The organism is bacterium (genome assembly GCA_026416715.1).
Taxonomy (GTDB): Bacteria; UBP4; UBA4092; order JAOAEQ01; family JAOAEQ01; genus JAOAEQ01.
Genome location: JAOAEQ010000002.1, coordinates 57,360 through 72,298, shown reverse-complemented (window position 1 = coordinate 72,298; position 14,939 = coordinate 57,360). Strand labels below are relative to the sequence as shown.

14 protein-coding genes are annotated in these 14,939 nt (G+C 40.6%); 7 read left to right on the top strand and 7 right to left on the bottom strand.

Annotated features, from left to right (window positions below; all coding sequences use genetic code 11):
* Positions 1-53: 53 nt before the first annotated feature.
* Positions 54-548: a nitroreductase family protein gene (locus N3A72_01335; GenBank protein ID MCX7918253.1), complete on the top strand. Its 495-nt coding sequence runs from the start codon at positions 54-56 to the stop codon at positions 546-548.
* 44 nt (positions 549-592) lie between these two features.
* Here the strand turns inward: N3A72_01335 and N3A72_01330 are convergent, their stop codons facing one another.
* Positions 593-778, bottom strand: coding sequence for an NUMOD3 domain-containing DNA-binding protein (locus tag N3A72_01330; protein ID MCX7918252.1), 186 nt, complete (start codon positions 776-778; stop codon positions 593-595).
* A 366-nt stretch (positions 779-1,144) separates the two neighbouring features.
* On the opposite strand from N3A72_01330, the gene N3A72_01325 reads away from it, so the two are divergent.
* Complete coding sequence (locus N3A72_01325) at positions 1,145-3,778, top strand: glycosyl hydrolase-related protein (GenBank protein MCX7918251.1); 2,634 nt, start codon at positions 1,145-1,147, stop codon at positions 3,776-3,778.
* Between the two features lie 96 nt (positions 3,779-3,874).
* Positions 3,875-4,798, top strand: a complete 924-nt coding sequence (locus N3A72_01320; GenBank protein ID MCX7918250.1) for a lysine exporter LysO family protein — start codon at positions 3,875-3,877, stop codon at positions 4,796-4,798.
* Between the two features lie 105 nt (positions 4,799-4,903).
* Here N3A72_01320 and rplL read toward each other — a convergent pair whose 3' ends face one another.
* On the bottom strand, positions 4,904-5,281 hold the full coding sequence (gene rplL, locus N3A72_01315; GenBank protein ID MCX7918249.1) for a 50S ribosomal protein L7/L12: 378 nt from the start codon (positions 5,279-5,281) through the stop codon (positions 4,904-4,906).
* A 47-nt stretch (positions 5,282-5,328) separates the two neighbouring features.
* The gene (rplJ, locus tag N3A72_01310) at positions 5,329-5,865 is read right to left on the bottom strand and encodes a 50S ribosomal protein L10 (protein ID MCX7918248.1); all 537 of its coding nucleotides are present in this window, start codon (positions 5,863-5,865) and stop codon (positions 5,329-5,331) included.
* A gap of 420 nt (positions 5,866-6,285) precedes the next feature.
* Between rplJ and N3A72_01305 the strand changes: the two genes are divergently transcribed.
* The 4 genes from N3A72_01305 to N3A72_01290 all read left to right on the top strand — a co-directional run bounded on the left by N3A72_01305 (position 6,286) and on the right by N3A72_01290 (position 11,290).
* The gene (locus N3A72_01305) at positions 6,286-7,731 is read left to right on the top strand and encodes a radical SAM protein (protein MCX7918247.1); all 1,446 of its coding nucleotides are present in this window, start codon (positions 6,286-6,288) and stop codon (positions 7,729-7,731) included.
* A gap of 309 nt (positions 7,732-8,040) precedes the next feature.
* Positions 8,041-9,228, top strand: a complete 1,188-nt coding sequence (locus N3A72_01300; protein MCX7918246.1) for a glycosyltransferase family 4 protein — start codon at positions 8,041-8,043, stop codon at positions 9,226-9,228.
* A 21-nt stretch (positions 9,229-9,249) separates the two neighbouring features.
* Positions 9,250-10,131: a glycosyltransferase gene (locus tag N3A72_01295; GenBank protein ID MCX7918245.1), complete on the top strand. Its 882-nt coding sequence runs from the start codon at positions 9,250-9,252 to the stop codon at positions 10,129-10,131.
* A gap of 55 nt (positions 10,132-10,186) precedes the next feature.
* Positions 10,187-11,290 carry a WecB/TagA/CpsF family glycosyltransferase gene (locus tag N3A72_01290; protein ID MCX7918244.1) on the top strand — a complete coding sequence of 368 codons (1,104 nt, stop codon included), beginning with the start codon at positions 10,187-10,189 and terminating at the stop codon, positions 11,288-11,290.
* A 42-nt stretch (positions 11,291-11,332) separates the two neighbouring features.
* Here the strand turns inward: N3A72_01290 and N3A72_01285 are convergent, their stop codons facing one another.
* The 4 genes from N3A72_01285 to mtnA all read right to left on the bottom strand — a co-directional run bounded on the left by N3A72_01285 (position 11,333) and on the right by mtnA (position 14,934).
* Positions 11,333-12,505, bottom strand: a complete 1,173-nt coding sequence (locus N3A72_01285) for a phosphopentomutase (GenBank protein MCX7918243.1) — start codon at positions 12,503-12,505, stop codon at positions 11,333-11,335.
* Between the two features lie 102 nt (positions 12,506-12,607).
* Complete coding sequence (locus tag N3A72_01280) at positions 12,608-13,444, bottom strand: purine-nucleoside phosphorylase (GenBank protein MCX7918242.1); 837 nt, start codon at positions 13,442-13,444, stop codon at positions 12,608-12,610.
* On the bottom strand, positions 13,444-13,704 hold the full coding sequence (locus tag N3A72_01275; protein MCX7918241.1) for a DUF167 domain-containing protein: 261 nt from the start codon (positions 13,702-13,704) through the stop codon (positions 13,444-13,446). Before N3A72_01275 ends, N3A72_01280 begins: the two co-directional genes overlap by 1 nt.
* A gap of 216 nt (positions 13,705-13,920) precedes the next feature.
* The gene (mtnA, locus tag N3A72_01270; GenBank protein MCX7918240.1) at positions 13,921-14,934 is read right to left on the bottom strand and encodes an S-methyl-5-thioribose-1-phosphate isomerase; all 1,014 of its coding nucleotides are present in this window, start codon (positions 14,932-14,934) and stop codon (positions 13,921-13,923) included.
* Positions 14,935-14,939: the final 5 nt, after the last annotated feature.

Here is a 14,939-nt window from a genome sequence, read left to right as displayed (position 1 = left end):
TGAGGTGAAGTACTTATTTAAAAATTTTACGATTTAATTACTGGAGGGGAAACATGGATGCTATTGAAGCTTTAAAAACAAGGAGAAGTATTAGGAAATATTTAGACCGGCCGGTCTCAAAAGAATTAATTGAACAGTTAGTTGATGTCGGTCGGTTGGCAGCGACAGCGAATAATTTGCAACCGTGGGAGTTTGTGGTGGTGACCGACGCTAATATGCGTCAGCAGTTGGCGGATATAACCGAATATGGTAAGTTTATCAAAATTGCACCGGTATGTATTCTTGTGTTTAGTAAAGATACTAAATATTTTTTGGAAGATGGTTCAGCCGCAACCCAGAATATACTAGTTGCAGCGCGCGCCCTCGGTCTCGGTAGTTGCTGGGTTGCTGGGGATAAAAAACCCTATGCGGACAAAATCCGCGAATTACTCGGTGTTCCGACCGGATATAAGTTAATTAGTTTAATAGCTATCGGATATCCAGCAGAAACACCGGAAGCAAAAAATAAACGGCCACTATCATCGGTTATCCATTGGGAGAAGTTTTAGCTCAAGGATAAAAGGATAAGTACGCCGTTTATCATTCATGTTCCTTATTTTATTTTTTTGTCAACTTTTGCTGTTTGTTTTGCGGATAGAGCCGCGGCCCGTTTTTTCCAATACTGTTGCATATACGCTTTCGGGTCGTTAGAATAAATTCCGCCTTTCCAATTCGGATTTTTATCTCCCTTTTTCGCTTCACTCATCTTTTTGCGAGCAGCTTCAGAGAACTTTTTCATAAGGTTCTCGCCTCCTTTCAGTTAATTCCTAAGGCAGAAGGCGAACTCAATGAGGATAAAAATTCGTCTTTGTCTTTAATATATTAGCATACCTAGTATAGTGGAATTTGTCAAGGGGCAATTTGAAAATAATAAATAATAATCGAAATCCACCTAAAGATAACATTTGACTATAGGATTGTTGTTTCTATAGGGCTAAACATGTATTAGACAGAAACAAAATAGAAAGTAACATATCGAGGATATAATTATTTGCAGGAAACATACAAATTTGCATATAATGTCTACCAAAAATAACACCTTTGTAAACGCTGATTATATTTATATAATCGGTAATAACTAAGTGAGATAAGGAGGAAAATAAAATTGGGATTAACGAAAGAAGTCCATGTTGTCAGCCATACTCATTGGGACCGGGAATGGTATTTAACGTTTCAGCAGTATCGGATGCGGTTAGTTGATGTTATTGACCAAGTACTCGATTTGTTAGAAAACAATCCTGAATATAAATACTTTACCCTAGACGGTCAGGCAATAGTTTTGGAAGATTATCTTGAGATAAGACCGGAAAATCGATCTCGGGTTGAGAAACTGGTTAAATCCGGCAAACTTATGGTCGGTCCATTTTATATTTTACCTGACGAATTCCTGATTAGCGAAGAAGCCCATATCCGTAATCTAATACTTGGTCATAAAATTGCTGAAGAGTTTGGTGCAGTAATGAAAGTGGGATATATCCCTGATCCGTTTGGTCATATTTCGCAGTTACCACAAATACTGCAGGGGTTCGGCATAGATAATTTTATTTTTACCCGAGGATTGAATGATACCCAGCAGAGTGAATTTTGGTGGCAGGCACCGGATGGAACAAAAGTATTAGCTATATTCCAACCAGGTGGTTATTGCAACGGCAGATGGTTAAGTATCGAAAACAAGGAGCATTTAGACCGATTCAAGCATGTATATCGTGTGCTTTCGGAAAAAGCAACTACTCAGAATCTTTTAGTAAATAATGGCTGCGACCATCTTCCACCGCAACCAGAACTACCTGAAGTACTAAAAGGATTCCGCAAAATATTTCCTGATGCAAAGTTTATGCATAGTACTTTTCAGGCATATATTGCACAGGTTAAAAAGGCAAAACCGAGATTAAAAACTATCTGTCAGGAACTACGGGGTAATAAAGAGCAATATTTATTATACGGAGTCCAATCGGCAAGGATGTATCTAAAGCAACGGAATGACCGCATCCAAGTTGAATTAACGCGATATGCAGAACCATTTTCTGCGTTTGCCTGGTTGCTCGGAGGTGAGTATCCGCAGGGAGCGTTATGGCGTGCATGGCGATATCTGATGCAGAATCATCCGCATGATTCGATATGCGGGTGCAGTATAGATGCGGTACATCAGCAAATGCTAACTCGATTCGACTGGGCACACGAATTAGCCAGCGAAATTAGTAATCGAGCGAAAATCAGTATTGCAGACCAGATTGATACCCACGATTTGGATAAAAAAGAAATTGCTTTCGTCATATTCAATCCACTCAATTGGGAACGAACAGAGGTGTTCCAGACAGAAATAAACTTTGAATTACCCGATATTGGCAAATATAAAGGGGTTCGAATATTAGATGAAACAAATACTGAGATTCCAGTCCAACTATCAAGTGTGAATCTTGATATTAAAACGTACCTACATCCGAAAAAACATCCGCATCAGCCGCGAGTATATAGTATGAAAGTTTCTATTCCAGTCGAAAGAATTCCTGCTTGCGGATATAAGACGTATCGTGCTATACCACTCATGGTCGATACTATCTTGCAAGGGAAACCACTTGCTCATAATAACATCCTCGAAAACGAATTTCTCCAAATAGAAGTTAATCCGAATGGTTCTTTAAATATTTGGCATAAAGAAACTGATACCGAATATAAAAATTGTCTGATTTATGAAGATGGAGCTGATGCTGGGGACGAATATAATTATTCGCCTCCACGGAAAGATACCATTATTACCACCGAATCCAGTTCACCGCAAATATCATTAGTTGATAATGGTCCATTAGCTGCTACAGTTAAAATTGACGGAGTATTACACCTACCTCAATCATTAACTGCGGATTTCCAAGAACGGGTATCGGAAACAGTTGCCTGTCCCCTCACAACGTATGTAACGTTAACTACAGGTTCACCACGCATAGATATCGTTACTGAATTTGAAAATAAAGCGAAAGACCATCGGCTTCGCGTTTTATTCCCAAGTGGGATCAAAACAAAATATTCGTTTGCTGAAGGACATTTTGATGTTGTCCAGCGAACAATCGGTCTACCGAACGATATCACTGCATATAAGATCGAGCATCCACCAACAACCCATCCGCAACTAGGATTTGTTGATGTTAACGATAGTAAAATTGGATTAGCAGTTATCAACCAAGGTTTGCCGGAATATGAAGTGAAAGATGACGCGAAACGAACAATAGCATTAACTTTGCTTCGTTGTGTTGGTTGGTTAGCCCATTGGGATTTATTAACTCGAGAACTGCCAGCAGGGCCGCATTTACCGACACCGGATGCGCAATGTTTAGGGAAACATCGGTTTAAATTCAGCATCCTGCCTCATTCGGGCAATTGGTTAGATGCAACAGTATATCGTCAAGCAGCACAGCATAATGTTGGGTTTAGTACCCTGCAAACTGATAGTCATCAAGGGCGGTTACCCAAATCAATGGGGTTTCTTTCTGTTGAGCCAAAAGAGTTGGTAGTTACTGCTATCAAGAAATCTGAAAAAGAAGATTTTGTTATAATTCGATTCTATAACATCGGAGAGAAAACGGTACAGGGAACAATTGGTTTCGGGAAGACAGTTACTCAGGTATACTTAGCCGAATTAAGCGAGAAACGACTTCAGAAGCTTGAGATAACGAATGGGAAATCGGTTGAACTCTCGGTTCCAAAGAAGAAGATTATCACACTTGCAGTACAATTTGCCCCATAAAGAATCAGTTAAGAGTAAGAGTTTAGAATTTTGAAGAATTCTATAGTTTCTTCTTTACTCTATCTCTTACTCTTGACCACTACCATTTAACAATTCATGTTGCTTATTATTACATCTCTTATCCTCGGAATGTTCATTGGCTACTTCCATTTACTATCTAACAAGGTGATGCGATTAACCAAGCCGGTCAGTTTAATCGGATTGTTCAGCTTAATTTTCCTGCTTGGTGTAAAAGTTGGAAATGAACCCCGAGTAACTCAACACTTAGGTGAAATTGGGGTTCAAGGGTTGGCTATTGCATCCAGTGTGGTTATAGGAACCTTGTTATTTGCAATCCCAATCGAACTCTGGTTGAGAAAAAAAATCATTGTTAGTACCTCTCTTTTTCCGTCGCCGAGGGAAAATAGAGAACTCCAGATAACCGGGCTGATACTATTCAGTATGGCATCGGGGATTATTGTCGGTTATAGTCGGATTTTACCACAGATGATGTTAACTCGATTAGATGATTTATCTTGGTGGTTATTAGCGTTTTTACTGTTATTAGTCGGCATAGATATGGGCATGACCGCTATATGGAAAAAAATCTCACAAATCGGATTGCATATCCTCATTTTGCCATTAGGAGTTATTGGTGGAACAATGCTCGGTGCGATAATGGTTGGAGTAATGCTCCAGATGCAAATGAATGAAGTTGCCAGCGTAGCCGGTGCATTTGGTTGGTACACATTATCAGCAATAGTTCTTGATAAACTGCATAGTCCGCAACTTGGTGCGTTAGCGTTTTTTGCTAATGTTCTTCGTGAGTTAATAGCTTTTATTTTTATTCCGGTTTTTGTTCGGTTACATCGCCCGATTTCCGGTATTGCTATCGGTGGAGCAACGACCATGGATACAACGTTAGTTCTAATAGACCGAGTTGCTGGTGCGGAATATGCAGCGCTTGCTTTCGTTCAGGGATTGGTACTTTCGGTTCTTGTACCTTTTCTTGTTCCCTTGCTAGTTAAAGGAGGAATTTAATTTACTAAATCCCAAATGTAATGACGTTAACCTACTTGGTGGTAAGCATGATAAAGCGTCCTGAATAGGTGAAGTTCAGGACGCTATCTATCCTCAATTAATCTGTTATTTAATTTCTACTTTAGCACCTTGCGCTTCAAGTTTCGTTTTGATTTCGTTAGCTTTTTCCTTAGAAACTTTTTCCGCTACAGGTTTCGGCGCTCCTTCAACCAGGTCTTTTGCTTCTTTCAGACCGAGGTTAGTTAGTGCGCGTACCTCTTTAATAACTTGAATCTTCTTATCTCCACCGGAAACGAGAATAACATCAAACTCAGTTTTTTCTTCTTCAGGAGCAACGGCTGCCGCACCGGCGGCTGGTCCTGCCATAACGGCGACTGGAGCTGCTGCCGATACACCGAATTCAGTTTCTAACTCTTTCACCAACTCTGCTAACTCTAAAACATTCATCTTTTTTATTGCTTCTTTAATTTCATCTTTCGTCATACTCTTTGTTTATCTCCTTTATTGTATTTTGTATTCTTAGTACTTGTTTATGCCGCTGATGCCGCGGTTTCTTTTTGTTTCTTAATTTGGGTTAAAACAGTAACCAATCCGCTAATTGGACCGTTTAGAACCCGCAAGAATCCAACAATTGGTGCTTGCATACTGGCAAAAACTTTGGCTAACAATTCTTCCCGACTCGGAAGGTCAGCGATAGCTAAAATTTCCTTTTGGGATAATTTCTTACCATCAAGTATTCCACCTTTAATCACTAGATTTGGATGGTCTTTCGCAAAAGTTTTTAATACTTTTGCTGATTGTGCCGGGTCTTGCGAGCTAAACGCTGTTGCTATTGGTCCGATAAAATACGGAATAAAATCCGGTTTTTTCATCTGTTCAAATGCTTTAACTTGCAAAGTATTTTTGATAACTTTGAATTCACAGCCAGCTTTCCGGAGTTGATTCCGTAACTGGGTTAGTTCTGCAACGGTTAACCCACGGTATTCCGTAAAATAGACACTCTTCGCCGTAGTATATTTTTCAATCAGTTGTTTAACAATTTCCTGCTTTTCAGGTCGAACCGCCATTTCATCACCTCCTTAAAACTTCAGTAACCTGAATGATAACGAATCAGTCAAATATTCCAATAAGGATTTATTTGCATCATTCGATATCATTCAGCGTATTCGAGCAAATAAAAAAACCCTGTCGAAGTAATAACCGAACAGGGTTAGCTATGACGTATCCCTACCACGATAGTCTGCGTAGGCTGAATTCTCATTTAATTCCCTTTTTCGGGAAACCGACGGTCTTCGACAGTAAATTTTTTTGTTAAATTTATTATTGCAATATATAATACTATACAATAACATAAATGTCAATTGTAGTAGCTTAAACGTCTTTCCGGATGTTTTGGCATAAACATTATAGCATTGGATATTAAGCTGGAATTAAGATTTTGATGTTTGACATTATTACACTTATCTATTGTTGGAACTATACACCATATGAGAGTTTTTCTCGGTAATGCTCCATGGCGGAAAGAAGGGTTTTATGGAGTTCGAGCAGGTTCACGATGGCCCCATTTTGAACGCTGCGGTTCTGGGTATATGCCGTTTCCATTTTTTCTTGCCTATGCAACCGCGGTGCTTGAACAAGCTGGAATTGAAGTGCTTCTTGTTGACGGAATAGCGGAAGAATTATCCGAAGAACAGTTTATTACTCGCATTGAACAATTTCAACCGCACCTTGTCGTTTTAGAAGTTTCTACCAGTAGTATTGATATTGATATTACCATCGCTAAAAAGATTAAACAAAAATTGCCAGCAACGAAACTAACCTTTTGCGGGCCGCATCTATATATGTATCAGCAGAATTTTCTGGAAGAACATCCCGAACTAGATTTTATTTTACAGGGAGAATATGAGTATACCTTACGAGAGCTGGTGCAACGGTTGCAGAATCAGCAGGAGCTAAGTTCGGTGCTGGGATTAATTTACCGGCAGAATGGAACGGTTATCGTTAATCCGCGTCGACCGGAAATCGAAAATCTTGATGAACTACCCTGGCCTTCCAGAAAAATGTTGCCTATGTATAAGTATTGTGATTTAGGGAATATACTTCCGTTACCGAGTGTACAGATGTGGGCGAGTCGCGGTTGTCCGTATCAATGTATCTTTTGTTCCTGGCCACAGATAATGTATGGCGGACATAAATATCGAGTTCGGAATCCGGTAGATGTCGTTAATGAAATGGAATGGTTAATTCAAGAGTATGGATTTAAATCCGTTTATTTTGATGATGATACGTTCAATCTCGGAAAGGAACGGATGCTCCGTATTGCAGATGAAATAAAAAAAAGGAATATGAAGGTTCCCTGGGCGATTATGGCGCGTGCGGATACAACCGATTTCGAAACTTTAAAAGCTATGCGAGATGCAGGAATGGTTGCGTTGAAATACGGGGTCGAATCTGGGGTACAAGAAATAGTCAATGCAAGTCAAAAGAATCTGGATTTAAATAAAGTAGCGGAAACCGTCAAACGAACCAAAGAATTAGGTATTAAAGTTCACCTAACTTTTTGTTTCGGACTGCCGGGTGAAACGAAAGAAACCATTAAACAGACTGTTGCGTATGCATTGCAGCTAGACCCGGATACGGTTCAATTTTCTATTGTCACACCATATCCGGGCAGTAAATATTTCGATATGCTTGACAAGCAGGGATATATCCTTAGCAAGAACTGGGAAGAATATGATGGATATCATCGAGCTGTAATTAGAACAGATAACCTAACCCAGCAGGATTTAGAAGATGCGGTTCAATATGCGAATCGCATGTGGGAACGGCATCGCATCAGGCGGACATTACGTCCAGAATATTTCTGGTCGAATATAAGAAAAGCAATTCGAGACCCGAAAAAAGCAATACAAAAAATCAAACAAGCGTTATAGAACTTTAGATTGTATCACGAGCAAAAAGATGCATTAAGTGTCGGCTAATATTCATTCATATGCTGAAAAAACGAAAATGTAAGGCTATACTATTACTTTTGCTCTTTTGTTTTTCTGGGATAATGTTTTTCCTCATAGGGTTATTCGGAAAGAAACGGATTATTCCTAAAAGCTAGCCGTAATCCATAATATGAATAGCACCGGTTACCGAGGGGAGTATTAACATAGGTTAGCAGCTTACATTTTCTAGTTAGGTTTTATTATTTGATATCCATTTGATATTCAGATTGCGACATTTAGCATTTCATTATGCATATCGTGATGCTGCAGCGGTTTGATATCTATACTGTTCCCGGAACGGTTCGGATGATAAATTTAGCGACCCAATTCGTCTCACAGGGACATCAGGTTACGTTATGTTATTATCCTGATTTCATGCGTCGAAAAGCCTACCCGCCGATTCGAAAAACCGACCCTGTGGGAATTGACATTATTCCGCTCGAACCTAGCAAATTAGCGTTATTTCGCAATATTCGAACCGTTTGCCGATTAGCAAAATCTGCAGATATAATTCATTTCCAAAAATGCTTTCCTGATGCGGCATTACCCGCACTATTCGCAGCATATCTCTACGATAAACCAGTTCATTATGACTGGGATGACCGCGAGTCAGCGCTTGCTACGGACTGGAGTCAATCGAAGTTAGTCAAATTCGCTTTAATCATATATGAATGGCTGATTCCGAAACTGGTTGATACGATAACCGTTTCAACGGAGATGATTCGGAATCTAGCGGTTCGCTATGGCATCAAATCGGATAGAATCTTCGCTGCGCCGGTCGGTGCGGATATCACACTATTTAATCCCGAAGTTGATGGCTCAAGAATAAAACAAAAATATAACTTAGGTTCACCTGTAATCATCTATCATGGTCAAATGGATTTAGGAACTTATGCTGACCAATTGGTGCATGCTGCACCGCTTGTTCTCGAGAAATTCCCTACCACGCAATTTCTTATTGTTGGCGGTGGAGATAAACTTCCACAATTAAAGCAATTGGCTGAGAAATTGCAGATCACCCCCCATATGATTTTTACTGATTATGTTCATCAGGAAGCAATCCCGGAATATATCGCTGCTGCGGATATTGCTGTAGCGTGTTTTGAAGATAACGAGATTACCCACGGGAAAAGTCCTTTAAAAATTGCGGAATATCTTGCGATGGGAAAGCCGATTGTTGCCAGTCGGGTAGGAGATATTCCGAACATGCTAGGTAATGCTGGAATATTAGTTAATCCTAATGATGTTAAAGCTTTATCTGGGGGAATCATTGAACTATTGAATAATCCTGATACGATGGCAGAATTAGGGAAACAAGCGCGGTTACGCGCAGAACAAATCTATAATTGGACAAAAATCGCTAACACTTTTTTATCCGCATACGAACTGGGAAGGAAAAAATACGAAGGACAAAGTACGAACCAATTTAGTACTTAGTACTTGGTATTGAGTACTGTTGTGGACGTTTCTCTATACATCCCTTGTTATAATGCAGAAAAATATATTGAACGGTGTCTTCAGAGTATTCTGCAGCAAACTTATTCGATTAAAACTATTTTAGTGGTTGACGATGGGTCAACGGATAATACTATTGATATCGTTGCACAATTCCCGCAGGTTAAGCTAATCCGGCATAAAGTGAATCGCGGACTTGCTGCCGCACGCAACACTGCTTGGCAGAATCTCGACTCGGAATATATCGCAAATCTAGATGCGGATTGTGTTGCTGAACCAGATTGGCTAGCAGCGCTTATGCAAAACTTTACTAACGAACCTATATCAAATACTGTCAATTCTTCGTCTGTCTCCGCAAAACTTGCTGGAGTGGGAGGAAAACTCGTTGAATTGAATACCCATGGGATTGCGAACCGGTGGCGAATTGCGCATATGTCCCAGCATTGGGGTGACGCCCGTATTCATAATCCAAAATGGTTGTATGGGAGCAACAGTGTTTATCGGAGAACCGCGTTACTTGCGGTCAATGGATATCGAGAAAATTATCGGACGAATTATGAAGATTTAGATTTATCGCAACGTCTCTATCAACACGGCTATTCATTGATTTATGACCCTCGCGCTAAAGTAACCCATTTGCGGGATGATTCAATTCGGTCTATTCTATATACACGATGGCGATGGACCGCAGTAGATTTAGACCCGCCTGTAACCGGGAGAAAGTTAATTCGTAGTTTAGGTAGGAATATCGCTCGTGGACTCGTTTACTGTTATCGCGATACCAAAAGAAGCGGAATAAGTTCATTATTATTGTTAGATTTAGCTTTAGGGATATATTCCTGTTATCTCGATATTAAAAGTTACTTCGGTAAACAGGGTAAATGAGTTAATTGCATTGCATACAGTATTTTTTTGACGGTTGGATTGGGAATTTCATTCTATGCGTTCTGTTTGTCATTTATTCGATTTGAATATCGATAAAATTACTACCCAGGAAGTTCTGCAAAAATTAGAAGAGTTTATCGCCTCGAGAAAACCACACTTGATATCGTATCTGAACGCGCATTGTGTTAATCGAACCTTCACCGATGAAGAATATCGACAAATAATATTAAATTCTGATATCTGCTATGCAGATGGAATGGCATTAGTTTGGGTTTCTCATTTAACGAATGACCCATTACCAGAACGAGTTAATGCAGGTGATTTTTTACCCGATTTATGTAAGCTCTGTGAATTGAAACAATATAAACTCTATTTTCTCGGGTCAGAACCTGGCGTAGCTGAAGCTGCAGCACAGCAATTAAAAAAACAGTTTCCGAATCTTAAGATAGTCGGAACCTATCACGGCTACTTTACAGAATCGGAAGAACAGAGTATCATAGCTGATATAAAAAATAAACAACCGGATATTTTACTAGTCGGATTCGGGGTGCCACGTCAGGAGAAATGGCTAGCGAAACATTATCGGGAATTGAATGTTCCGGTCGCTTGGGGGGTTGGTGCATTATTGGAATATTATGCACTGAAAACCCCGCGTGCTCCGCGGTGGATGCGACAATCTGGGTTAGAATGGTTATATCGGTTATATCTCGAACCGCGACGGATGTGGCGCCGATATCTCGTTGGAAATATGGTATTTATTATGCATGTTCTAATGTTAGTTCTGGTTGATATTCTTTCCGTAGCTATTTCCTGGATTTCAGCATATTGGATTCGAGAATATTTAGCGGAACTGTTCGGCAAACATCTCAATCCATTCATCTATTATCTCTACGCATTACCATTAATCATTGGGCTCTGGATTATCATTAGTGCTTGGTATGGATTATATCAGAAACATAAAGTCGGTGCAGAATTTCATGAATTTTTGGCTATCGCAAAAGCATCGTTACTCGTTCTGCTCATTTCGATGGCAATCGCATTTATGATTAAGGAATGGGATCTCGCGCGGTCGGTTGTTCTCTTATCCGGTATCATCAATTTTTTCCTGTTATTGATAACGAGAAAAATCAACCAGAAATTTAATGGGAAAAATATATAGGTTTGGGTTACCATAGGTTAAATTATACCATCGAGCAATAAATCAGATGAGTTCTTTTAGGAAACTTCTGCCAGCAAGGTTAGTCTTCAATTGGAAAATTTCCGCTATTGTTCCAGCAATATCAGCGAAGGATGCGCGCGTGCCAAGGTTAACGTTTCCTTTTAGCGACGGGCTATAGACCAAAAGCGGTGAATATTCGCGGGAATGGTCGGTGCTAGGAGTAGTCGGGTCATTACCATGGTCAGCAACGAGAAATAGGATATCCGTTGGTTGCATTGCATGCATTATTTCCGGAAGTTTCTTATCTACTTCAATCAATCCATGATAGAATCCGGCGCAATCGTTCCGATGTCCCCAGAGCATATCGAAATCAACCAGATTAACCAAAATGAGCCCTGAGAACGATTGATGGATAACCGCAAGCGTAGTTTCAATACATTCCGTATTACCATGCGCATGGATTGAGTTCGTTAACCCTTGATTTGCAAATATATCTTCGATTTTTCCGATGCCAAACACTGTATATCCTGCTTCTTTTAAATAATCTAACATTGTCGGTTGCGGTGGCGGAAGAGAAAAATCTTTTCGTCGTTCAGTGCGATAAAATTTCCCCGGTTCACCAAGAAATGGACGGGCAATAACTCGCGCTACCCCATGCTCTCCTTGGAGAATCTGCCGCGCAATTGTACATATTCGATATTGCTCTTCAATCGGAATGATTTTTTCATGTGCAGCGATTTGGAATACGCTATCCGCAGAAGTATAAACGATAGGATACCCGGTTTTGAGATGTTCTTCACCGAGACGCAAGATAATTTCAGTTCCGGAAGCAGGAACATTCCCGAGGATACCGTGTATCCCAGTTTCAGATATAAATTGGTCGATAATTTCTTTCGGGAATCCTTGCGGATACACGGGAAACGGTTTGGTAGAAATAATCCCAGCAAGTTCCCAATGGCCAACCGTAGTATCTTTCCCCGCAGAGCGTTCTGCCATTTTGCCATAACTCGCTAGCGCAGGATTAGCCGGTTCAACTCCTAATATAGGAGCGATATTGCCTAATCCGAGTTTCTGGAAATTCGGGAGCTGCAATCCACCGACAGCTTTTGCGAGATTACCCAGCGTATTACTCCCTTGGTCATTAAATCGAACTGCATCAGGAAGTTCGCCGATTCCAACACCATCTAAGACAATTAATATAACCCGAGTTAACAGCATAGACGAAATATCAAAACAAAGCTACATGGTTAATCATTTTATATTCCCTTAGCATTCAGTCCAGCTTTTGCAGGTATGATATCGTTACGAAGGTGAGAATTAGCATTTGATATTTTTAATTATCCCAATAATAAGTTTACTTAACGTGCCTGATATCCGGTTCGCAACTTTAAGTACTTCCGTATGCGATAACGGCTGGCTATATTTCCCATGCCAGACATCAGTTATCGCTACAACCCCGAGCACCTGCAGTCCGATTTGATTTGCGACAATACATTCTGGAACGGTTGACATTCCGATAGCATCAGTTCCGATTTTGCGAAGCCATTTCAATTCTGCGTTCGTTTCATAGTTTGGACCACTAACCGCGGTATATACCCCTTGATGCAATGTAATGTTGAGTTTTTTTGCCGTTGCTCGCGCTAATGTAATTAATTCCGAATTATATGGTTCCGACATATCTGGAAATCGCGGTCCGAACGCCGGGTCATTGAGTCCGATGAGTGGATTATCTCCTATCAGGTTGATATGGTCAGTTATCAGCATTAAGTCGCCAGGGTGATGGTTCGGATTTAATCCACCAGCTGCACAGGTTAATATCAACGTTTTAATTCCAATCGCTTTAAGAACGCGAATCGGAAAGGTTATCTGGGCAAGCGTATATCCTTCATAAAAATGCCAGCGCCCCTGTAGAACTAGTAGGGGTGTTCGATGGAGCTCACCGGCAATAAGCTGACCGCTATGTCCAGGAACAGTTGAAACCGGGAAATACGGTACCGTTTTATAAGGAATAATTTTCTTATTCTTGATAGCGGTAGTAATGGATTCACCTAATCCCGAGCCGAGAACAATCGCTATTTTGGGAGTTGGTTTAATCCGTTTCTTTACATATCGGGCGCTAGATTCAATTTGTTGAATTGTAATACGTGGATTCATTATTTCCCCTTTAATTTAGCATAAAGTTCTAGGTCGGTTATTCCATCAATTTCAATGACTTTTATTCGGGATTGGGTTCCGGTGACAATCCGAATTCTAGATTTCGGAATATCGAGTTTTTTCGCTAAGCAAGCGATTAACGCTCCATTCGCTTGATTATCAACCGGCGGTGCCGTAACCCGAACCCATACCATACCTTCTTTAACTCCGATAATTTCATTGTTCCGTGCTCGCGGCTGTAATTTCACTGTTAATTTCATTCTATATTGTAGGGTATCACTGGGGTTGAGTGGGTATTGCTTTGAGCAATACCCACTCAACCCCCCAAAATTCACTTAGAAATATAGCACCGAACGAGCTTCGACCGAGTTCCGATATGCATCGGAATAAACTTCAGCTCAGAGTTCTAACCTTGTAGGGTTAGCCATTTTTTATACTAAAAGCATTATACCTCTTCAGCTCAAATCAGATAGAGACTAAGTAAACGGCGGTTGACGAAGTCCTTCTTCAGTAATCCAGCCGGTGATTAATGCAGCTGGCGTAACATCGAACGCAGGATTATATACCTTAACATTGTTCGGTGCAATTCGTCGGTTTCCCCATTGCGTGATTTCTTCCGGAGCACGTTCTTCAATCGGGATGTATTCACCATCCGGAATATTGTTATCTATGGTCGAAGTCGGCGCAACAATGTAAAATGGTATCCCATGGTATTTCGCTAATACCGCTAGGTTATAAGTTCCAATTTTATTAGCGGTATCACCGTTGCGCGCAATACGGTCAGCACCAACAAAAATATAATCAATTAGTTTTTTCCGCATTAACGATGCAGCCATATTATCGCAAATTAAGGTTACATCAATTCCCGCTCGCATTAATTCCCAGCAGGTTAATCGCGCACCTTGCAGGAGTGGTCGGGTTTCATCGGCATATACTTTGATAATTTTCCCTTGTTCCACCGCACGATAGATGACCGCTAATGCGGTACCATATTCTGCGGTCGCTAATGCGCCAGCATTGCAATGGGTTAATATCGTGCATTCTTGCGGAAGTAATTGGGCGCCGAAATCACCCATCTGCTGGGAAGCACGTTTCTCATCTTCAAGAATCATTTTCGCTTCGGTTAAAAGTGCGATTTTAATATCTGCAACTTCCATATTTTTATTCTGCTCAATAACCTGCTGCATACGATTCAATGCGTTGAAAAGGTTAACTGCGGTCGGTCGAGCGAGTCGAAGATAATGGATAACCTGTTCCGCTTCTTGCCGGAATGAGCGATAGTCAGTAGTTTGCGAATGGAATAATCCGAGTACGACCCCAAACGCCGCGGCAATTCCGATAGCTGGTGCGCCACGGACTCGCATCTGCTGAATCGCTTCAAACACTTCTTCTTTCGTTTGGCATTCAATATACCCTTCAACTTCTGGGAGCATCGTCTGGTCAATTAACCGCAGTTTATTGTCAATCCATTCTAATGTTTTTATTGCCATACTTC